A 21,649-nucleotide genomic window follows, 5' to 3' on the forward strand; every position below is an offset into this window, starting at 1 on the left:
CACCAGGACGCCAGGTACCGGGAGCGGCCAGCGAGTACCGGAGGGTTGCAGTCGGTACGCGCCCGCCCGCGCCTTAGGCGGGCGTGTAGCCGCCCAGCCACCCCTGGGAGGCGGCCAGCACCAGTGCGCACAGGAGCAGGAGCAGGCCCACCGAGTACGGAGCCGCCCTGCGCAGGATCTCCGGCTCTGAGCCGGGGGAGTCCACGGCAGTGGTCACTACGGCCAGGTTCTGCGGGGAGACGATCTTGCCTAGACCGCCGCCGATGGTGTTGGCCGCCAGCAGGAGTCGGGGGTCCAGGTTCGCCCCCTGGGCTGCCGTGGCCTGGAGGTTGGCGAAGAGCGCCCCGGCGCTGGTGGCCGACCCTGCCACCGCCGTGCCGATCCAGCCCAGGACCGGGGACAGGAAGGCGAAGGCCCCGCCAGCCGTGGCCAGGGCCGCGCCCACCGCAGAGGTCTGCCCGGAGAAGTTCATGACGTAGGCCAGGGCCATGACCGTTGCGATGGTCAGGATCGACAGGCGCAGGTTGTAGCAGGTCTCCGGCAGGGCACGGAACCCTCGCGCGGCCGTCATCGGGAACATGCCCCCCGAGGAGCGGGCAGCGTACACCAGGGTCACGATGACTGCCGTGAGGAAGATCCACGTCCCGGGGTTGGACAGGGTCTGCAGCGTGTAGATCGCCGACTGGGAGGCCTCCCCGGAGGGGGTCAGCAGGGACCCGTACACTCCCGGCCACTGGACGGCCACGTCGGTGGAGGCCAGGACCTCACGCAGGTCCACGCCGATCCGCCACAGCTTGGTGACGGCGATGATTACCACCACCAGCACGTAGGGAAGCAGGGCCAGGACGACGCGCTCACGGTCCGGCCGGTCCTGTGCCGCCACCTCTGAGCGGTACTCCTGCGGAGTGCTCGGCGTCCACACCAGAAGGAACAGGTAGGAGGCGGCGAAGCCCAGGAGGGCGGCGATGACGCTGGTGAGCTCGTAGGAGACCGAGGGGGACAGGAAGTGCCCGGCGCCGGTCGCCAGTCCGGATACCAGGGCGAGAGGCCACAGCTGGCGCAGGGCACGCGCCCCGTCGAGCACGGACAGCAGGATGAAGGGCATGAGCACGCACATGAGCCAGGTGAAGCGGCCCATGAACGTGGCGACCACGGCTGGGTCCTCGCCCCCACCCAGGTTGGCGGCGGTGGTCACCGGGATCGCCATCGCCCCAAAGCCCACGTAGATTGAGTTGCCCACGATGGTCAGCAGCGCTGCCTTGATCTTGGGCAGCCCCAGTACCAGCAGCATCGCGGCGGTGATCGCCACCGGCGCACCGAAGCCGGCCAGGCCCTCCAGCAGTCCGCAGAAGGAGAAGGCCACGATGAGCGCCTGGGCGCGCTGGTCGCCCTTGCCGATGGTGTTGAACACGGCCCGCAGGTCCCGGGACCGGCCCGAGACCTCGGTCAGGTTGTACAGCCACACGGCCGCGATGATGATGTAGATGATGGGGACGAACCCCATGGCCAGTCCCTGGGTGGCTGACAGGGCCGTCATCCCCAGTGGCATGCGGAAGCACACGACTGCCAGGAGGGCGGAGACTCCCAGGCATATGAGGGAGCACCGGTGGGTGGGCACCTTGAAGGCTCCCATGAGGACGAAGAACAGGATGAGCGGGGCCAGCCCTACCAGGGCCGTGAGGAAGACGTTGCCGCCGACAGCGGTGGTAGAGGGGGTGAAGGAGGTTGCGAGCTGCAGGACCGGTTGGGTGAGGGGCGTCATTGGCGTGCTCTCCGAGTCTGGCGCGGGTTCGTGCAGACGGGACGTCACGGGCAGTGCGGGAGGGCGCTGCCTGGCGGACCGCGTTGTCCCAAGGGTGTGCCGGGCCGGGGCGGACGACGCCGGGACCCGACCGCGAGGGCGGGACGGCAGCACCAGCACTGACCGGACCGGCGTTGGCGCGACGTGTCACGATGATGCCACACGTTGTCACCATCATGTCATGGGGCGGTGCAGCCTGTCACAGGCGGTGTGGTGCCCTCGGTCAGGGTTCCGGTCTTGTCCAGCACCACCGGGGCCCAGCGGCTATGCCGTTCAGGCGCGCGAGGGCAACAAAAAACTCATAGGACAACATGCTGCGCGTTGTCCTATGAGTTTTTTGTTGCCGTGGGCGGGCCTGCCGTGGGCGGTGCGGGCGCCTGGGGCGCGGTGCACGCCCCAGGCCAGCGCCTACTCGACCACGTCCTCGTCCACCCAGTCGAGGGTGCGGGTCACGGCCTTCTTCCAGTTGCGGAAGAGACGCTCCCGCTCGCCCTCCTTCATGGCGGGCTCCCAGCGCCTGCCCTCGGCCCAGTTGTCGATGACGTCCTGGGTGCCGGACCAGAAGCCGACGGCAATACCGGCGGCGTAGGCTGCACCCAGTGCCGTGGTCTCGGTGACCTGGGGACGCACCACGGGCACGCCCACCTGGTCGGCCTGGAACTGCATGAGCAGCTCGTCGCGGGTCATGCCCCCGTCCACCTTGAGCTCGGTCAGCGTGGTGCCGGAGGCGGCCGCGTCGCGGTTCATCGCCTCCAGGACCTCACGGGTCTGGAAGGCGGTGGACTCCTCCACGGCCCTGGCGATGTGACCCTTGTTGACGTAGCGGGTCAGGCCCACCAGTGCGCCGCGGGCGTCGGGACGCCAGTAGGGGGCGAACAGCCCGGAGAAGGCGGGCACGAAGTAGGCGCCACCGTTGTCCTCTACCGTCTTGGCCAGCTCCTCGACGTCCTTGGAGTCCTTGATGATCCCCAGGTTGTCGCGCAGCCACTGGACCAGGGAGCCTGCGACCGCGATGGAGCCCTCCAGGGCGTAGACGGCGGGCTGGTCCCCGATCTGGTAGCACACGGTGGTCAGCAGGCCGTTCTCGCTGCGCACCGGGGTGGTCCCGGTGTTGATGAGCATGAAGCAGCCCGTGCCGTAGGTGTTCTTGGCCTGGCCCACCTCGAAGCAGGCCTGGCCGAAGGTGGCCGCCTGCTGGTCCCCCAGGATGCCGGAGACGGGGGTGTCAACCAGCAGGCCGTTCTTGCGGCCGTAGCCGAAGATGCCTGAGGAGGGCTTGATCTCAGGCAGCATGGAGGTAGGAATCCCCATGTCCGCGCAGATGTCCTCGTTCCAGTCGAGGGTGTCGATGTTCATGAGCATCGTGCGCGAGGCGTTGGTGACGTCGGTGGCGTGGACGCCGCCGTTGACGCCGCCAGTCATGTTCCACAGTACCCAGGTGTCCATGGTGCCCAGGAGCAGGTCTCCGGCCTCGGCCCGCTGCCGGGCGCCCTCGACGTTCTCCAGGATCCAGGCGACCTTGGGGCCGGAGAAGTAGGTGGCCAGCCCCAGACCTACCTGGTCCTTGTACCTGTCGGGGCCGACGTCCCCGGCCAGGCGGTCACAGATGGCCTGGGTGCGGGTGTCCTGCCAGACGATGACGTTGTACACCGGCTCCCCGGTGTTCTTGTCCCACACCACGGCGCTCTCGCGCTGGTTGGTGATGCCGACTGAGGCGATCTGGTGACGGTTGACCTCTGCCTTGGACAGCACTCCGGCCACGACGGAGCGCACGTTGTTCCAGATCTCGACGGCGTCGTGCTCCACCCAGCCTGCGCGGGGGAAGATCTGCTCGTGCTCCTTCTGGTCCACGGCGACGATGGCTCCAGCGTGGTCGAAGAGGATCGCACGCGAGGACGTGGTGCCCTGGTCGATCGACAGCACGTACTGCTTCTCGACGGTACCCGGGTTCTCGGACATGGGGATTCCTTTCACTCCGTTGTGAGTCCGTATGCGGACACGGTGGGTGCGGCGGTCCTGCTCAGAACAGGCCGGCCAGGTTAGGGACGATCAGTCCCGCGGCAACGCCACCGACGATCGGGCCGACGACGGGGACCCACGAGTAGGCCCAGTCGGAGCCACCCTTGCCGGGGATCGGCAGGAAGGCGTGGGCGATGCGGGGACCGAGGTCACGGGCGGGGTTGATGGCGTAGCCGGTGGGGCCGCCCAGGCTCAGGCCGATAGCGACAATGACCAGGGCGACGGCCAGCGGGCCGAGCTGGGAGGGGGTCTGGCCGGAGGCCAGGATCCAGCCGACCAGGACGAAGGTGGCGATAGCCTCGGTGACGACGTTCCACCCGTAGGAGCGTACGGCCGGGCCGGTAGCGAAGATCCCGAGCTTGGCGGCGGGGTCAGCGTCCTGGTCGAACTGCTTCTTGTAGGTCAGCCACACGGCCACGGCACCCAGGATCGCGCCCACGAACTGGGCGACGACGTACACGGCGATGTTGCCAGCGGTGGCGGGGACGCCCTCGGCCAGGTCACTGCCGGCCACGGTCAGGCCGATGGTGACGGCCGGGTTGAGGTGGGCTCCGGTGGCGTAGGCGCCGTAGACGCCGGCGAAGACCGCCAGGCCCCATCCCCAGGTGACGACGATCCATCCCGCGTCCTTGGCCTTGGAGGTGGGCAGCGACACGGCTGCCACCACTCCGACACCTAGAAGAATGAGGAGGAAGGTTCCAAAGGCCTCCGAGACGAAGATCTCTACCATGGACAGTTCTGTCATCGTGGTTCGCTTTCTGCGTGCCGACCCGGGTGGCCGTACGCGGTGTCGGGCGCGGCGGGCTGCCGTGCTCTGGACAAGGAAAAGGTGCCGTGGTCAGGTCGGCGGACGCACTCCTACCAGGCGGGTAGTGTGCCTGTGGCGGGAGCGCGGCCGTCTGGATCCAGGCGCCAGGACGTCACACGGGCCACGCAAGGTCCTCGCACGACGTCGGGAGAACTGTAGGGACCGGTGCGGCACAGCCGCGTGAGGAGCTCGGCGAGTCCTCCCTTTGTGACCTTTCTGGATGCGTGCCGGGTGTGTCCGGGTGGATGGGGCCACCGGTTCTTCCTGCCTCAGATCGGCCGGGAGACGTGGGCGACGGCGGCGGCGTCGCTCGTCTCCGTCTCGGCGGCGGCGAGCTGTGCCACTCGCTGGGCGTAGGACTCGCGCTCGGCGGAGACCTTCTCCTGGTCCCAGTCCAGCAGGGAGGCCATGACGGCCAGGACCTCGTCGGCTGCGCCCAGGCCCCGGTCCCGCCGGGAGATGTCCAGACGCACACGACGGGTCAGGACATCCTCCAGGTGCTCGGCCCCCTCATGGGTCACAGCCCAGGCGACCTCGGCACGCAGGTACTGCGGGGCCGCCTCCAGGGGCGCTGCCAGCCCCAGGCGCTCGGACTGCGGCGCAGCAGCGTCCGCGTCGATGGCGGCCAGCACCTCGGTGGTCTCCGAGCCGTAGCGGTCCAGCAGGTGGGTGACGCGCTCCAGGGTCCATCCGCGCTCCTGGGCGATCCTCCCGGCCTGGGAGGCCAGATCGGCGTATCCCGCGGCCCCGACCAGGGGCAGGTCGGCGGTTGCGGAGGGGTGTGCCTTGGCCAGACCCTCTCCCAGGGCGTGGTCGACGGCGTCGGCGGCCATGACCCGGTAGGTGGTCAGCTTGCCCCCGGCGATAGCGGTCAGGCCCGGGGCCACCCGGGTCACGGTGTGCTCACGGGAGACCTTGGTGGAGGCTGCCTGCGCCCCGGGCCTGAGGCGGGGCTGGAGCAGCGGGCGCAGGCCCGCGTAGACGCCGATGATGTCCTCGCGCTGCACCGGGCGTGTCAGGACCGAGTTGGCGTGCTCCAGGACGTAGTCGACGTCGGCCGAGGTGGCCACGGGCTTGGCGACGTCCTGGTCCCAGGGGGTGTCAGTGGTGCCGATGACCCAGTAGTCCGGCCAGGGGATGATGAACAGGACGGACTTCTCGGTGCGCAGGAAGATGCCGGTCTCGGCGTCGATGACCTCCTTGGGCACCACGATGTGGATGCCCTTGGAGGCCAGGACCTTGAGGCCTCCCTCCTGGGTGGCCAGGTCCTGGACGTCCTCGGTCCACACCCCGGTGGCGTTGATGGTGCGCCTGGCGTGGACCTCCAGCTCCTGGCCGGTGGCCAGGTCGGTGATGCGGGCTCCGGTGACGTGGTCGTGGGCGTCCTTGAGGAAGCCGGTGACCTTGGTGCGCGAGACCGCGTGGGCACCCAGGCCGACGGCGGTGCGCACCAGGTCGATGACCAGCCGGGCGTCGTCCACGCGGGCGTCGTAGAAGCGGATGGCGCCCGCCAGGTGGGAGGTGTCCAGGGCGGGTGCCAGGGCGGCGGTGCCCTTGCGGCCCAGGTGCTGCTGGACGGGCACGGTCTTGTGCCCGCGCGCGCCTGCCAGGGCCAGGGCGTCGTAGAGGCCGACCCCGACCGCGGAGTAGGACCTCTCGTAGTGGTGCTTGAGGGGCCACAGGAAGGGCTGGGCCTTGACTAGGTGCGGTGCGGTGGTGGTCAGCAGGCGGCCGCGCTCGGTCAGGGCCTCGTGGACCAGGGCGAAGTCGAGCTGGTAGAGGTAGCGCAGCCCGCCGTGGACGAGCTTGGAGGAGTAGGACGAGGTTCCGGCGGCCCAGTCGCCCATCTCGACGATGCCTGTGCGTAGGCCGCGGGAGGCGGCGTCCAGGGCGATGCCGGCGCCGGTGACTCCGCCGCCGACGACAAGGAGGTCGAGCCCCTCGGAGGAGGTGAGCTCGGCCAGTGCCGCCTGGCGCTGGCTGTGGTTGAGGGCTGTGGAGGGTTGATCAGTGGCGGGGCTCATGAGCTGTCTCCTGTCAGCGTTGGCTGTGCCTGCACTGGTGCCAGCCTCGTGCTGGGCTGGAACCTGCGCCATCTCTGCGGACGGGCGTGCAGGTGGGGGGAGGTGACCTGAACGTCGTTGCGGGACCGCAGCCCCTCCCAGAGGCGCCTTCTGGCCGGGTGCCAGGGGTGCCGGTGCCCGACGGGGAGCGGTCGCTCGAGAGAAGTAACAGAACTTCTGTTGTTTTTAACAAAAAATGTGTTTATAGTGGAGGGGTCAGGCAGCGCAGGCCTGAGCCCTGGCCCGTCGGCCCGCCCGGTTCGAGGGCGGGCTCACGTTGGCCCCAGCAGGGTGGCGGTCCCGGGCCGCCGGGCCGTGCGCGTCGGACTCGCAGCACCGTCGCTGCCCTCACACCTGGAGAGCGCTATGTCCTCACAGTCAGCACAGTCAGCACCACAAGCCGTCTCGCAACAAGAACCGCAGCCAGTCTCACGGTCGGCTTCTCAGCCAGCCTCCCCACCAGCACCGTCCTCACCGACGTCACCTCCTTCCTCCCGCCGGGCGGGCTCACGCCCGGTCCGGCCCGGCCACCCTGAGGCTTCGCCCGGGTCGGCACCGGGGCTGACTCCCTCGGGTTCGGAGGCCTCCCTGCCCACCTGGCCCGACCAGGCCCTTGTCGTGGGAGTCGACTTCGGCACGCTGTCCGGCCGCGCGGTCGTGGTCCGCGCCGCTGACGGCGCGGAGCTGGCCAGCGCCACCCACGACTACGAGCACGCCGTCATGGATTCCCGCCTCACCGCTGGTGACGGGCGTGAGCTGCCTCCTGACTGGGCGCTTCAGGACCCCGCTGACTACCTCGCCGTGCTGCAGCGCGCGGTGCCTGAGGCCTTGGAGGCAGCCCGCCGTGACCACGGGGCCAGTGCCCGCGACGTCGTCGGTCTTGCCGTTGACGCCACCTCCAGTACCGTCATGCCAGCCAAGGCCGACGGGACACCCCTGGCGCAGGTACCCGGCTTCGCCAACCGCCCCCACGCCTGGGTCAAGCTGTGGAAGCACCACGCTGCCCAGGCCCAGGCGGACCGGCTCACCGAGCTCGCCAGCCAGCGCCAGGAGCCCTGGCTGGCCCGCTACGGGGGCGTGGTCTCCAGCGAGTGGTCGATGCCCAAAGCCCTGCAGGTCTACGAGGAGGACCGCGAGGTCTTCGAGGTCATGGACCTGTGGGTAGAGGCCGCGGACTGGATCGTGTGGCAGCTGTGCGGCCGCTATGTCCCCAGCGCCTGCACGGTGGGGTACAAGCTTCTCTACCAGGACGGCCGCTACCCTGACGAGGAGCTCCTGGAGGAGCTGTCCCCCGGGTTCAGCGAGCTCAGCAGGAGCCGCCTGCCTCGTGAGACCTTTCCCCTGGGGGCGAGGGCCGGAGGGCTGAGCGCCCAGGCGGCTGCCTGGACCGGGCTGCCCCAGGGGGTGGCCGTAGCCGTGGCCAACGTGGACGCCCACGTGACCGCGCCTGCGGCCCAGGTGGTCGACCCCGGTCAGGTCCTGGCCATCATGGGGACCTCGACCTGCCTGGTGACCGTCAGCGAGGTGCTGGCCGAGGTCCCGGGCATGAGTGGCGTCGTGGACGGCGGCGTCGTGAAGGGGCTGTGGGGCTACGAGGCCGGGCAGTCCGGCGTCGGTGACATCTTCGCCTGGTTCGTCCAGTCCTGCCTGCCCGGCTCCTACCACCAGGAGGCCCGCCGCCAGGGAGTGAGTATCTACCGCTACCTGGGCGAGCTGGCCGCCCGCCAGGAGGTGGGTGAGCACGGGCTGCTCGCCCTGGACTGGCAGTCGGGCAACCGCAGCGTGCTGGCCGACTCCCGGCTCAGCGGCATGATCCTGGGGCTGACCCTCCAGACCCGCCCCGAGGAGATCTACCGGGCACTGGTCGAGGCCACGGCCTTTGGGGCGCGCACCATTATCGAGGCCTACGCCACCGCGGGCGTAGGCGCTACCGAACTGGTGGCTGCGGGCGGGCTGGTCAAGGATCCCTTCCTCATGCAGGTCTACTGCGACGTCCTGGGCGTGCCGGTCTCCGTGCTGGAGTCCAGCCAGGGTCCTGCCCTGGGCGCGGCCATCCACGCCGCGGTCGCAGCCGGGTGCTACCCGGACGTACGGGCGGCCTCGGCGGTGATGGGACGGCGCACCCGTGCGGCCTACACCCCTGACCCTGAGGCCCACGCCGCCTATGACGCCCTGTTCGCGGAGTACACGCTCCTGCACGACTACTTCGGCCGTGGCACCAACGAGGTTATGCACCGCTTGGGGGACCTGCGGCGCCAGGCCGTGGGTACTGGCGCTCTGAGCGCGCACGCAGGCAGGACAGGGGCGGTGCAGGAGACAGTGCAGGAGACGACAGTGCAGGGGAAGGAGCAGCAGACATGGCACTGAGGATCGTCGTCGCCGGGGACTCGGTGGGAGCCGACTACAAGGAGGCCATCAAGGCCGACCTGGAGGAGGACCCGCGGGTCGAGGAGGTCATCGACCTCGGAGCCACACCTGGTGAGGAGGCCACCTACCCGGGGCTCGGCTTCGCGGGTGCCCGGCTCATCGCCCAGGGGCGGGCCGACCGGGGGGTGTTCGTGTGCGGCACGGGCATGGGCATGGCCATCTGTGCCAACAAGGTACCGGGGGTGCGCGCCTGCACCGCCCACGACTCCTTCTCCGTGGAGCGCCTCATCATGTCCAACGACGCCCACGTGCTGTGCCTGGGTCAGCGGGTGATCGGCCGTGAGCTCGCCCGCAGGCTGGCCGGGGAGTTCCTCAGCTACACCTTCGACCCGGCGTCCCACTCCAAGGCCAATATCGACCTCCTGGACCGCCTGGAGGCCGAGGTCGGCAGCGCAACTACCTAGGGCCACCCACGTGGACCATCTACCTGGATCACCCGGCTAGACCACCTATCTAGACCGCCGACCTAGACCATCCACCTAGACCACCGACTTAGACCATCCACCTGGACTATCCACCTGGACCACCTACGGCGAAGGAACAACGATGTTTACCGCTTCCGTCGGGATACTCCTCTTCGGTCTCGTGCTCGCCTGCGCGGGCGGGGCCGTCGGTGCCGCGATCGGCGCCAACTACGCTTTTGTCCTTACCGGTGTCTGCGTGCTCGCCTCCTGGGGGGTGTTCGCCGCCACGGGATCGACTGTCGGCTTCGACTACCTGGCTTTCGGGCCGTTCATGGGGCCGCACGTCGCCTTCGCCGGCGGCGTGGCCGGCGCCGCCTACGCCGCCTACAGGGGCTACGTGGACGACGCCAAGGACATCAACTCCCCGCTGGCGGGCCTGGGGCGGCCCGACGTGCTCCTGGCAGGGGCGGTCTTCGGCGCCCTGGGCTACCTCGGCCAGGCCGGGATCTCCCGGGTTCCCTGGTTCGGGACCCACACCGACTCTGTAGCCCTGACTGTCCTGGTGTCCGCGTTCCTAGCGCGCTGCCTCTTCGGAGGGGCACCAGGCCGGGGACTCATGCGCGGCTCTCTGCTCAACCGGGACGCGCTGCCCAGTGGCGTCCAGGGGCTGGCCCGGCTCAGGCCCGGTGAGAACGGCCGCTGGCTCCAGTGGCAGGAGAGGCCGGCCCAGGTGGTGACCATCGGAGTGATGTTCGGGGCCTTCGCTGGCGGGGCCGCCCTCTTCCTGGCCGCCAACGTGGGTGCGCACCTGGCGGGCCGGGGACTGGCCCCCAACCTGGCCGCGGCCAACGCCAACACCTTCGCTTTCGGTATCTCGGCCGTCATCATCCTCTTCCTCATCACCAACAGAAGCATGCCGGTCCAGCACCACGTCACCAATATCGCCGGCCTGGCCGCAGTACAGTTCTTCCCGCTCCTTGAGGGCTCCTCCTTCGCCGACTACACCTGGACGGCCACCTCCTCCTGGCAGTCCGGTGCCTGGCTGTCTGCCGTGGGCGCCGTCGGCCTGGCGGCGCTCTTCGGCACAATGACGGCGTTCCTCGCCGAGGCTGCCGCGCGCCTGTGGCACAACCGGGGCACCAGCCATATCGACCCCCCGGCTGCCTCCATCTGGCTGGGCAACACGGTCGTGGTCAGCGTCGCGGCCCTCCTGTCGTGACCGGGAGCACTGCCATGAGACGCCCCCACCACCTGGTCCGCCACCAGGACCCAGCCCTGCTCTCCTTCCCCACCGAGCTCGCCCAGGCCTACGTGTTCGACCTTGATGGCACCATCTACCTGGGGGACCAGCTCCTCCCCGGCGCCAGAAGACTGGTCGCAGAGCTGAGGAGGCAGGGTGTCCCGGTGCGCTTCCTGTCGAACAACCCGACCAGGGACCCGCAGCAGTACCTGGACAAGCTCCGCGGCCTGGGAGTCTGCGTCCACCCTGAGGAGATCTGCAGCACCGTGGTGACCACGACCCGGTGGCTGCGCGAGCACCACCCCGGTGCCAAGGTCTTTGCCATCGCCGAGGAGCCTCTCAAGCGGGCACTGGCACAGGCGGGCATCGTCCTGACCGAGGACCCGGAGGAGATCGACATCGTCGTCGCCTCCTACGACCGCACCTTCGACTACCGCAAGCTCCAGACTGCCTTCGACGCCATCTGGTTCTACCAGCGAGCCTTCCTCATCCAGACCAACCCGGACCCGTACTGCCCTTTCCCGGGCGGGCGTGGCGAGCCGGACTGCGCCGCCGTCACCGCAGCCATCGAGGCGTGCACCGGCCACAGGTGCCGGGTCAGCCTGGGCAAGCCCTCCCCGCTCATGGTGGCCGAGGCGCTGCGGGGCCTGGAGGTGGAGGTGTCCCAGTGCGTCATGGTGGGCGACCGCCTGGCCACCGACATCCAGATGGCGCTGGACGCCGGCATGGGATCGGCCTGCGTGCTGACCGGGGAGGCCACCGCCTCCGACATCGCCTCCCTGGAGCCGTCGCGTCGGCCCCGCTGGGTCCTTGACCGCGTTGACCGGCTCGTACCCGCAGGGACGTGGCAGCGGCTGGGGTGGTCCGAGGACGAGTGAGCTGCCTGTCGGCTACGACCTGCCTTCCCGCCGACCCGCCACGACCACGACCACCAGCACGACGACCAGCACGACCACCAGCACGACGACTCAAAGGAGAGCATCATGACTGACAGAACCGACACCGTTGGCAGCACCGGCAGCACCGGCGGCGCTGGAAACCAGGGCACCTACCTGATGGGGATCGACTTCGGCACCGAGTCCTGCCGGGTCTCCGTCTGCGACGTCGAGGGCCGCCCTCTGGCTCTGGCGGCTACCGGGTACCCCACCTCCCACCCCCGGCCAGGCTGGGCGGAACAGGACCCCGAGGACTGGTGGAACGCCCTCCAGGCCTCCACCCACAGGGCGCTGGACAGCGCGGGGATCTCCGCCTCCCAGATCGCGGGGATCTCCTATGACGCCACTACGCTGACGCTGGTGGCCATGGACAGGCGCGGCCAGGTCCTGCGCCCAGCCATCATGTGGATGGACGTGCGTGCTACCGAGCAGGCCGCCCGGGCGCAGGCCTCAGACTCCGTGGCCCGCCTGTACAACGGCGGGGGGAGCTCCCCGGCCGTCGCCGAGTGGTACCCGTTCAAGGCCGCCTGGCTCAAGGAGAACGAGCCGCAGACCTACATCCAGGCCGCCCACGTGGTGGATGCGGTGGACTGGGCCACCTACAAGCTCACCGGGGAGTGGACCACCAGCATCAGCTCGGCGGCCCTACGCATGTACTACAACCGCAGCTACGGGGGGTGGCCGGAGGACTTCTACGAGACCATCGGCTGCGCCGACGTTCTGGCCAAGGTTCCTGAGCGGGTCCTGGACCTGGGTGTACCGGTGGGGCCGCTGGCCACTGTTCCCGCCCAGCTGCTAGGTCTGCGGCCCGGTATCCCCGTGGCCCAGGGGCCTGCCGACGCCTGGGCCGGGCAGATCGGCCTGGGGGTGCTGTCCCCGGGGTCCATGGCGCTCATCACCGGCTCCTCCCACGTGCTCACCGGCCAGTCGGCCACTGAGATCCACGGGCCGGGGTTCTTCGGCGCCTACACCGACGCCGTCGTGCCCGGACAGTACACCGTCGAGGGAGGGCAGGTCTCCACCGGGTCGGTCCTGAAGTGGTTCAAGGACGGGTTCGCCTCGGACCTGACCAGCGCGGCGGAGAAGGTCGGCCTCAACCCCTACACGGTCCTTGACGCCCAGGCCGCCAAGATCCGCCCCGGTAGCGACGGCCTCATCATCAACGACTACTTCCAGGGCAACCGCACGCCCTACTCCGACTCCAAGGCCCGCGGCATAGTCGCCGGGCTGTCCCTCATGCACACCCCGGCCCACTTCTACCGGGCTATTGAGGAGTCGGTGTGCTACGGGACGGCCCACAACCTGCAGGTCATGGCCGAGGCCGGGTTCCAGGTGCGTCGTATCGTCGCCTGCGGCGGGGCCACCAAGAGCCGGGACTGGATGCAGATGCACGCCGACGTCACCGGTGTGCCCATAGCGGTCACGGAGGTCGGAGACGCCGTGGCCCTGGGGGCCTGCGTCGTGGCCGCCGTGGGAGCGGGCCTGTACCAGGACCTGGGCGAGGCGGCCGCGTCCATGGTCCGTGAGATCGACGTCTTCGAGCCGCGCTCGGAGCCGCACGAGGAGTACCGCTTCTACCTAGAGCGCTACCGCGAGCTGTTCCCCGGGTCCAGGACACCATCCACAAGGTGGTTGACCGTGAGGCCATGCGCTAGAGAGGGCAGCAGTCAGGGAAAGAAAGAACCGGAAAGAAACAGGAGGTAGTGCCATGGAGCATGATCAGGAGCACGATCAGGACGGGGAGACCTGGTGCAGCAGGCCCTCAGGGACGCCGACGACACTGACGTCGTGCTGCGGGGCCGGGGGTGCTCGCCCGGACTGGTCAGGTGTTCACCGAGCTCTTCGGGCAGGCCCGGGGGTCGTCGTCGCTGACGGCAACACCTGGGAGGCGGCCGGGCGGGCCGTGCAGGACTCGCTGCGGCAGGCGGGGGTCGAGCTGGCTGAGCCCTGCGTGCTGCCCGCCGTACCGACGCTTTACGCCGACTACCGCAACGTGGAGCTCCTCCGGGAGCGCCTGCGCGACCTGGACGCGGTGGCCTGCTCGGTGGGCTCGGGGACCCTCAACGACCTGGCCAAGCTCGCCAGCGAGGAGCTGGGACGCAGGTACATGCACGTGTGCACGGCGGCCTCGATGGACGGCTACGCGGCTTTCGGGGCGGCGATCACCCGGGAGGGGTTCAAGCAGACGATGACCTGCCGGGCGCCCCAGGGGCTCGTCGCTGACCTCGACGTCATCGCCAGGGCGCCCCGGCGCTGCACCGCGTCCGGGGTGGGTGACCTGATCGAGAAGATACCCGCTGGGGCGGACTGGATCCTGGCCGACGAGCTGGGGATCGAGCCCATCGACCACGAGGCCTGGAACCTGGCCCAGGGGTCCCTGGGCAGGGCAGTCGGTGACCCTGAGGGGCTGGTCGCGGGACGGGCCGAGGCCTTTGAGGGCTCCTGGAGGGCCTGGTCATGTCCGGGCTGTCCATGCAGAGGTACCGTGCCAGCTCACGGCCCGCCTCCGGGGCAGGACACCAGTTCTCCCACACCTGGGAGATGGAGCACCTGGGCGCGGAGCAGGAGCCGCCCCTGACCCACGGCTTCAAGGTAGGTCTGGGGACCGTCGCGGTGCTGGCGCTGTGGGAGCGGGTCGTCGGCCCTGGCAGTGCTGGCAGTGCAGGTAGCGCTGGTGATGCTGATAGCGCTGGTGGTACGGACCTGGGTGCCCTCGACGTGGACGCTGCCGTGGCTGCCTGGCCCAGCGCCGAGCAGGAGGAGGCGCGGGTGCGTGCCTCCTTCACCGGGGCGATGGTCGAGCCCGCGGTGCGCCAGACCATGGCCAAGTACGTCAGTGCCGAGGAGCTGCGCCAGCGCCTGGAGCTCGTGCGGCGCTCCTGGCCGCAGGTACGACGCCGCTGCCGGGCGCAGCTGGTCGCCGCCGCCGAGGTGGAGAGCCTCCTGCGCCGGGTGGGCGGTGTCTACCACCCCCAGCAGGTCGGCCTGAGCCGCCAGCGGTTCCGTGACACCTACCTGCGCGCGCGGATGATCCGCTCGCGCTATACGCTCCTGGACCTCCTCTACCAGGCCGGGGTCCTGGAGGCGGAGGTGGACGCCCTCTTCTGCGACGGCGGCTTCTGGGCTGCTCGCCCGTGGTCACGGTAGCTGTTCCGCTGGTCCTGGCGGCGGTCCCCGGGCGGTCCGCGAGGTCGCCGCCCCGGGGCTGCGGGCCACCAGGGACGGTCGTGTCAGCCGGGTGGATCAGCCACCACCAGGCTGACCTCCGCCTCCCGCAGCCGCGCTACCAGGTCGGGGTCAAGGCCGGAGTCGACGACGACGTGGTCGAAGTCGGTGAGGTCGGCGAACTTGAACAGGGCACGACGGCTCATCTTGGTGTGATCCAGCAGGAGCACCGAGGTGTGCGCGGAGCGCATCATGGCCCGCTTGACCTCCGCAAAGGCCTGGTAGGGGTGGTAGCAGGACAGCCCGGCGATGCCGGAGGCGGACAGGAAGCAGAAGTCGGCGTGCATCGAGGCGATCTGCTCGGTCACGTACTGGCCCATCATGGCGTGCGCCCAGGGCTGGTACTCTCCGCCGGTGACGACGAGCTTGGCGGAGCGGGCGGAGGCGATCTCGTTGGCTACCAGTAGCGAGTTGGTCACCACCGTCATCGAGCCGAGGTCCGCGACGGCGCGAAGCAGCCAGATACCGGAGGTCGAGTCGTCCATCATGAGCGAGCTGCCGTGGGGGACCAGGGCTGCGGCTGCCGAGGCGATGCTCTTCTTGGCCGACGTGTTCTGCTGCAGACGGAAGTCGGCGTCGGCCTCGTGCAGGCTTGAGGCCAGGGCGACGACCCTGCCTCGGTGCCGCTGGACCATGCCACTGTCCTCCAGGGCGGCCAGGTCCCGGTAGATCGTCATCGTGGACACGCCCGTCAGTGCGGCCAGCTCCTCGACGCTGACGTTGCCGCGCGCGAAGACCGTCTCAGCGACGGCCAGACGGCGGTCCCGGGGACTGCCTGGTGGGTCGGGCTGCAACGGGACTCTCCTGAGGGTCGTGGCTGAAGGGCCTTCTCACGCTACTGCCAGCCGTCGCCGGGGAGGCGCCTTGGGCACAGTGACCTGGGACAAGTGGCCTGGGGGCCGCGCGGTGCCTGCGGGCACCGGGACGGGTGTGCTCGTGTTGTAGCTGGCCGCGTCGGGTTCCGCTGCACGTGTGCGCGGGGCGAGGATGGGACCATGTGCCCAGGGCCGTGCGCCCAGGTCCTCTGGCACCCTGGTTCCAGGGATGTGGTGCCCTCTGGGTGGCAGCACTGGCGGCCTGGCCGCGAACAGGCCGCAGACAACGTGACAAGACGTGACAACAGACTGCAGACCACGGCAGCAGGAGGAGCGTATGAGTGACGTGGCTGGTGGGACGCCTCCCGTGTACGCCAGCACCGATGAGCGCGCCTACACCGCCGCCTCCATGTACTACCTTCAGGGCGAGACCATGGAGGTCGTTGCCCGGCACCTAGGCGTGTCACGCTCGACCGTCTCCAGGCTCCTGGCGCACGCCCGCAGCACGGGCCTGGTGCGTATCGAGCTGGAGAGGCCCACGGGCGACTCCGCGGTCGTCAGGCGGCTTCGTGAGGAGTTCGGGGTGCGTGCCCGGCTGGTGCCTGTACGCAGGGGTGCCACGGAGATCCACCGGCTCAGGCAGGTGGCCACAGTAGCTGCCGAGCAGCTGACCGGCTACGTCACCCCGGGGTCGACCGTCGGGGTGGCCTGGGGGACGACCGTCTCCGAGATCGCGCTGTCCCTGCACCGGGCCACGGTCCCCGACGTCACGGTCGTCCAGCTCAACGGTGCCTCCGACGCGGTGGGGGAGGCGCCCTTCGCAGGGGAGGTCCTGTCGCGCATCGGAGAGGCTTTTGGCGCACGGACGGTCGCCTTCCCGGTGCCCGCCTTCTTTGACCGGGTCGAGGTGCGTGAGGCCATGTGGAAGGAGCGCTCCATCCGCAGGGTGCTGGCCCTGGCTGACCACACCGACGTCGCCGTGTTCGGTGTCGGCTCCGTGCGCGGGGCGGTTCCCTCCCAGGTGTACCAGGGAGAGCACCTGACCATGGAGGACCGCCGCACCCTGCGCGAGGAGGGGGTGGTCGGCGACGTGTGCACCGTGCTGCTGCGAGCGGACGGCACCTACCGTGGTATCGCCCTCAACGCCCGCGCGACCGGCCCCACGCCCGCCCAGCTCGCCCACATCCCGGTCCGGCTGTGTGCCGTTGCCGGGGAGGCCAAGGCCCCTGCGCTCCTGGCGGCCTTGCGTGCCAGGGTGGCCACGGACCTGGTCGTCGACGAGGCCACGGCCTACCGTGTGGTGGAGATCCTGGAGCGACGCCGCTAGGTGGGGCCGGGGCGCAGCGGCCAGGTGGGCATGGTCGAGGGTGGCCGTGAGCGGGTGTGGCACAATGTCGCGCCACCGGGCGGAGGCAGGTAGACAGACGGGTAGCACGGATATGAGTGACTATGAGTGATACGGCGGCGTACGTGCCAGGTGGCGCCCAGGGTGTGGCTGCCCCGGGGGCTGTCCGCCCCGGGGCGGGTACCGTGCCCGGGCGCGCCGCAACGGGCCAGGGTGGGCCGGGTACGGGAACCCGGACCCTCCTGCGTCCGGCCCGCCCGGCCGACGTTCGGGCGATCGCCGAGCTGGTGCAGCCCTACTCCGACCGCAGGGTCCTCATCGCCAAGGACCTCATCTCCTACTTTGAGGACGTCCAGGAGTTCACCGTGGCCGAGGACGTGGCCACCGCCAGCGCGCAGGCCGCCGACGGGTCAGCATCCCCGGGCTCGGCCATCGTGGGGTGCGGGGCGCTGCACGTCATGTGGGACGACATCGCTGAGGTGCGGACCCTGGCGGTCCACGCCGACCACCTGGGCAAGGGGGTGGGTTCGGCCCTGCTGCGTGAGCTGGTCGAGCGCGCCCGTACGCTGGGGCTCCAGCGCCTGTTCTGCCTGACCTTTGAGGTGGAGTTCTTTGCCTCCCACGGGTTCCGCAGGATCTCGGGTACTCCGGTGGGCACGGACGTGTTCTCCGAGATGGTCCGCTCCCACGATGACGGCGTGGCCGAGTTCCTCAACCTCGCCCGGGTCAAGCCCAACACCCTGGGCAACACCCGTATGCTGCTGCAGCTGTGAGTGGGAAGCAGACGGGCACCGGGTCTCCCGGGTCTCCTGCCGGCCGGGAGGGCGGGCGCGCCCGCCCAGGTGAGGCCCAGGCCGCCTCCGTGGGTGCCCTGACCCCGCAGTCCGTCATCTCCTGGTATCGGCGCAGTGCCCGTGACCTGCCGTGGAGGAGGCCGGGGACCACGCCGTGGGCGGTGCTTGTCAGTGAGGTCATGAGTCAGCAGACCCCCGTCTCACGTGTCGTGCCGGTCTGGCAGGAGTGGCTGCAGCGCTGGCCCGGGCCGGAGGAGCTGGCTGGTGCCCCAGCCTCGGAGGTCCTGCGCGTGTGGGGCCGTCTGGGCTACCCGCGCCGGGCACTGCGCCTTAAGGAGTGCGCCCAGGCGGTGGTAGAGCAGCACGGGGGCGTCCTGCCCCGGGACAGGCAGGAGCTGCTGCGCCTGCCGGGCGTGGGGGAGTACACGGCCGGGGCGGTCGTGGCCTTCGCCTACGGGCGGCGGGCGCTGGTTCTGGACACGAACGTGCGCCGGGTGCTGGCGCGGGCCGTCGGCGGTCAGGCCCTGCCTCCGCCCAGCCTGACCCGGGCTGAGCGGAGGCGTGCCGAGACGCTCCTGCCCTCCGGCGACAGCGAGGCGGCCGCGTGGTCGGTGGCGGTCATGGAGCTGGGCGCCCTGGTCTGCACGGCCCGTGAGCCTGGCTGCACCGCCTGTCCCTGGGAGGGTGGCTGCGCGTGGGTGGCGGCAGGTCGTCCCGCCGACCGTCACGCCTCCAGGCGCAGGACACAGGCATGGAGGGGGACGGACCGCCAGGCCAGAGGCATGGTCATGGCGGTGCTGCGCGAGACTGACGGACCTGTTGAGTCCGGTGTGCTGCGTGACGCCGCGGCACGGGCGTGGCAGGCCGGTCGCACCGCAACCGAGCGGCGCTCGCAGGGGCGAGCCGGGCTCGACGCCTCCTGCGACCGGGTACTGGCCAGCCTGCTGGCTGACGGCCTGGTTGTCACCCCTGACGGCGGCGCCACCTTCTCCCTGCCCTGACTGTCTCCCCCTGCTCCTGTGCTCCTCGCCGTCCTGACCTGCTGCTCCTGTCCTGCCGCCCGGCCCTTGCCCCTGGGACTCGCCTCGAATCCGTGCCTGTGGAGTCGTGGGTGGTGCGGCGGTCTCGTGAGCCACGGGTGCGGGCTGGCGGCGACGGTGGGTGAGGCGCTGGTCGGCGGGGGGAGTGGTCACCGGTACAGTCGTCTCCATGGCTCAGGGACGGGGGAACGACGCTGGTCGGCAGCCAGCGGGCAGGCGAGGGGCGGCCCGCCGCCGCGTCAGTAGTAGCGCCTCCTCCAGCAGCCAAGGCAGGCCGCGCCGTCAGGCCTCCGGAGGCTCCCGCGGTGTAACCCACCAGAGGCGCTCTGGTGCTGTCGGAGGGGAGGCGGGCACGGCTGCTACGGGACGCGCAGCTGGTCGCCCTGGCGCCTCCGGGTCCTCTAGTGCCTCCGGTACCCGGACGCGCCAGGCCGTGCCCGGTACGGCTCGCTCCGCTCGCGCCACCTCCACGCAGGCAGGGCGTCCCAGCAGGCGGGCTGCGGCCAGGCGCCGCTCCTCCGGGCGCACCACCGCAGCCGGTGCCCAGGCGGCACAGGCCCGGCGCGGTTCAGGGCAGCGTTCGCATCGGCCGACGTCGCGCACGCAGGGTCAGGAGCCCCGTTCCGCCGGTTCGCAGGGAGCGCGCGGTGAGACCCACACCCCGCGCCGTCCCGCCTCCACAGGTGCGGCCACAGGAACCCGGGGCCGCGCTACCCCGAGGTCCTCGCAATCCCGGCCTGCCCGGCGGGCGCCCCGGCGCCCTCGCTACGGGCTGAGGCGTCTTGTCTTCGCGATGGCGGCCGTCCTGCTTGTCGTGGGTGTGGGGGCGGGGGCCGTCGGCGGGGCTGCGTGGATGCGCCAGACTATCCGTTCCCAGGAGCAGGAGCGGGCGGCCGCCCAGACCCACACCGTCTACCCCGATCCGCAGGCCTGCGACCCGGCCTCCCTGGCGACGCAGGTCAGCGGACCTGAGTCCGTCAGCGCCGGCGCAGGTGCCACCTTCGTCCTGCGGGTCACGAACGACGGTGACGTCTCCTGCCTGCTGGATGCGGGCAGCGCCTCTCTGGGGGTCGTGGTCACCTCGGGCAGCCAGCAGGTCTGGAGCTCCACGGCCTGCCAGGAGGGGGCCTCAGAGCGCACCCTGCTGCTGGGGGGCGGCGACTCCACGGAGGTGACCCTAGGGTGGAACGGCTACGTCACCACGTCGGACTGCGCCCTGGCAGCAGCACCCGCGCCCGGGGCGCAGGCGGAGGCCTCTGCCTCGGCGTCACCGGGCGGGACAACCGGGCCGGGTCAGGCCTCGACCAGCCCGTCAGCCGCCCCGGCGCCCTCGGACCCCGGGGCGGCACCGGAGCCGTCCTCTGCGTCTGACCCTGCCCGGGAGGAGCCCTCTGCCGGGCAGAGCTCGGTGGCAGGGCAGGTCGCAGCGGCCGGGACCTACCGCTTCCGTGTCGTCCTGGGGGACCAGGACCTGAGCGAGGACACGGTTTTTCTTGTCCAGTAGCTGCGCGGCAGTCATGTCGTGGTCGTGCAGTAGTCATTCAGCGAGCGGGCCGTCAGCGACCTGGGCTGGCTGACCTGGCTGGCGGTGCTCCTGGGGAGGGGGTTCAGGTGGTGTAGCGCTCCACGATGGAGATCTCAGCCAGCCGGGACAGGCCGTCGCGCAGGATCCGTGCCCCGTGGCTTCCCACTCCCTCCACGGCGGCCAGCTCCTCGGTCGTGGCGCCCAGCACCGCCTGGAGGGAGCCCCAGTGCTCGACGACCGCCCGTGAGGTGGTGACGGGCAGGCGTGGGATCTTGGAGAGGATACGCAGCCCCCGGGGTGAGACCGGGGTGTCCAGGTCCTGTCCGTCGCTGCCCCCCAGGCCCATGGAGCGGGCCACCATGGCCAGGTCCAGGAGGGCGGGGGAGCCCACCCACTTCAGGCGGGCCTCCACCGCTGGGGGCTCCAGCCCGGTCGCCAGGTAGTCCTCCAGGAGGAAGCTGTGCTCGGCTGCGAGCCCGCGGGTCAGCTCTTCTACCTGGAGGGCCAGGAGCCGCCCGTCTGTCCCCAGCTGGAGGACGTAGCCGTCGATGTCGGCGGAGATACGCCGCACCATCTCCATGAGCTGGAGCACCGAGGTGACGTCACGCACGGTGACGAGGTCCTCGATCTCCAGGGAGTTGAGGGCGGCGGAGGTCTGGTCCAGGCGGGACTTGTAGCGCTCCAGCGCGGCCAGGGCCTGGTTGGCGCGCGAGAGGATCACCTCGCTGGGGTCCAGGACGTGGCGCCTGCCGTCGACGTAGAGGGAGATGATCCGCATGGACTGGCTGACTGAGATGACAGGGTAGCCGGTCTGGCGGGCGACGCGCTCGGCGGTGCGGTGACGCATCCCGGTCTCGGAGGTCTGGATGGAGGCGTTGGGCAGGAGCTGGACGCTGGCACGGCGGATACGGTTGGTGTCCATGTCCACCACGACGGCACCGTCCATCTTGGCCAGCTCGCGCATCCGGGCGGCTGACAGCTCGACGTCCAGGTGGAACCCTCCGGAGCAGATCGCCTCGACCACGGGGTCGAAACCCAGCACGATGATCGCACCCGTGCGCCCTCGCAGGATCCGCTCCAGGCCGTCACGCAGGACGGTCCCAGGAGCGACGAGCGCAAGGGTCTCGCGCAGCTGGCTGGCGGGCTCGGTCATCAGTGCCTCCTGGTCGTGGGGCGTCCTCGGTAGGAGGGGCTCGGCGGGTGGTTGC

General features: G+C 70.3%; 17 protein-coding genes. 11 read left to right on the forward strand and 6 right to left on the reverse strand.

Annotated elements, in window-relative coordinates; genetic code table 11:
- Positions 1-73 precede the first annotated feature (73 nt).
- From D5R93_RS02790 to D5R93_RS02805, 4 genes are all read right to left on the reverse strand, one after another.
- On the reverse strand, positions 74-1,762 hold the full coding sequence (locus D5R93_RS02790) for an L-lactate permease (protein ID WP_120203720.1): 1,689 nt from the start codon (positions 1,760-1,762) through the stop codon (positions 74-76).
- Positions 1,763-2,209: 447 nt separating this feature from the next.
- Entirely contained in the window at positions 2,210-3,760 is a 1,551-nt protein-coding gene (gene glpK / locus D5R93_RS02795) for a glycerol kinase GlpK (protein WP_119836969.1), read from the reverse strand.
- A gap of 61 nt (positions 3,761-3,821) precedes the next feature.
- The gene (locus D5R93_RS02800; RefSeq protein WP_119836970.1) at positions 3,822-4,565 is read right to left on the reverse strand and encodes an MIP/aquaporin family protein; all 744 of its coding nucleotides are present in this window, start codon (positions 4,563-4,565) and stop codon (positions 3,822-3,824) included.
- Positions 4,566-4,897: 332 nt separating this feature from the next.
- Positions 4,898-6,652, reverse strand: coding sequence for a glycerol-3-phosphate dehydrogenase/oxidase (locus tag D5R93_RS02805; RefSeq protein ID WP_119837080.1), 1,755 nt, complete (start codon positions 6,650-6,652; stop codon positions 4,898-4,900).
- Between the two features lie 657 nt (positions 6,653-7,309).
- Here D5R93_RS02805 and D5R93_RS02810 point away from each other — a divergent pair.
- From D5R93_RS02810 to D5R93_RS13835, 7 genes are all read left to right on the forward strand, one after another.
- Positions 7,310-9,058 (forward strand): ribulokinase, encoded by a 1,749-nt coding sequence (locus D5R93_RS02810; protein WP_243106910.1) that lies wholly within the window; start codon positions 7,310-7,312, stop codon positions 9,056-9,058.
- A complete protein-coding gene (locus D5R93_RS02815) occupies positions 9,049-9,522 on the forward strand; it encodes an RpiB/LacA/LacB family sugar-phosphate isomerase (protein ID WP_119836972.1) in 474 nt (157 codons plus the stop codon). The genes D5R93_RS02810 and D5R93_RS02815 overlap by 10 nt, the downstream gene beginning before the upstream one ends.
- Before the next feature lie 142 nt (positions 9,523-9,664).
- Positions 9,665-10,741, forward strand: a complete 1,077-nt coding sequence (locus D5R93_RS02820; protein WP_119836973.1) for a DUF7973 family transport facilitator — start codon at positions 9,665-9,667, stop codon at positions 10,739-10,741.
- 14 nt (positions 10,742-10,755) lie between these two features.
- Entirely contained in the window at positions 10,756-11,640 is an 885-nt protein-coding gene (locus D5R93_RS02825; protein WP_119836974.1) for an HAD-IIA family hydrolase, read from the forward strand.
- A 105-nt stretch (positions 11,641-11,745) separates the two neighbouring features.
- Entirely contained in the window at positions 11,746-13,401 is a 1,656-nt protein-coding gene (locus D5R93_RS02830; protein WP_205570081.1) for an FGGY-family carbohydrate kinase, read from the forward strand.
- A gap of 4 nt (positions 13,402-13,405) precedes the next feature.
- Positions 13,406-14,275: an iron-containing alcohol dehydrogenase gene (locus D5R93_RS13830; protein ID WP_279221378.1), complete on the forward strand. Its 870-nt coding sequence runs from the start codon at positions 13,406-13,408 to the stop codon at positions 14,273-14,275.
- Positions 14,239-14,844 (forward strand): dehydroquinate synthase/iron-containing alcohol dehydrogenase family protein, encoded by a 606-nt coding sequence (locus D5R93_RS13835; RefSeq protein WP_243107107.1) that lies wholly within the window; start codon positions 14,239-14,241, stop codon positions 14,842-14,844. Before D5R93_RS13830 ends, D5R93_RS13835 begins: the two co-directional genes overlap by 37 nt.
- 83 nt (positions 14,845-14,927) lie before the next feature.
- Here the strand turns inward: D5R93_RS13835 and D5R93_RS02840 are convergent, their stop codons facing one another.
- On the reverse strand, positions 14,928-15,716 hold the full coding sequence (locus D5R93_RS02840) for a DeoR/GlpR family DNA-binding transcription regulator (protein WP_205570082.1): 789 nt from the start codon (positions 15,714-15,716) through the stop codon (positions 14,928-14,930).
- A 358-nt stretch (positions 15,717-16,074) separates the two neighbouring features.
- Here D5R93_RS02840 and D5R93_RS02845 point away from each other — a divergent pair, with 358 nt between their 5' ends.
- The 4 genes from D5R93_RS02845 to D5R93_RS02860 all read left to right on the forward strand — a co-directional run bounded on the left by D5R93_RS02845 (position 16,075) and on the right by D5R93_RS02860 (position 20,420).
- On the forward strand, positions 16,075-17,064 hold the full coding sequence (locus tag D5R93_RS02845) for a sugar-binding transcriptional regulator (RefSeq protein WP_119836977.1): 990 nt from the start codon (positions 16,075-16,077) through the stop codon (positions 17,062-17,064).
- A gap of 122 nt (positions 17,065-17,186) precedes the next feature.
- On the forward strand, positions 17,187-17,855 hold the full coding sequence (locus tag D5R93_RS02850) for an amino-acid N-acetyltransferase (RefSeq protein WP_119836978.1): 669 nt from the start codon (positions 17,187-17,189) through the stop codon (positions 17,853-17,855).
- Between the two features lie 89 nt (positions 17,856-17,944).
- A complete protein-coding gene (locus D5R93_RS02855) occupies positions 17,945-18,877 on the forward strand; it encodes an HhH-GPD family protein (protein ID WP_243107017.1) in 933 nt (310 codons plus the stop codon).
- Between the two features lie 832 nt (positions 18,878-19,709).
- A complete protein-coding gene (locus D5R93_RS02860; protein WP_120203725.1) occupies positions 19,710-20,420 on the forward strand; it encodes a hypothetical protein in 711 nt (236 codons plus the stop codon).
- Positions 20,421-20,523: 103 nt separating this feature from the next.
- On the opposite strand, the gene disA is transcribed toward D5R93_RS02860, so the two are convergent.
- Positions 20,524-21,594, reverse strand: coding sequence for a DNA integrity scanning diadenylate cyclase DisA (disA, locus tag D5R93_RS02865; protein WP_119836981.1), 1,071 nt, complete (start codon positions 21,592-21,594; stop codon positions 20,524-20,526).
- Positions 21,595-21,649: the final 55 nt, after the last annotated feature.

The sequence above is a fragment of the Actinomyces lilanjuaniae genome (assembly GCF_003606385.1).
Lineage (GTDB): Bacteria > Actinomycetota > Actinomycetes > Actinomycetales > Actinomycetaceae > Actinomyces > Actinomyces lilanjuaniae.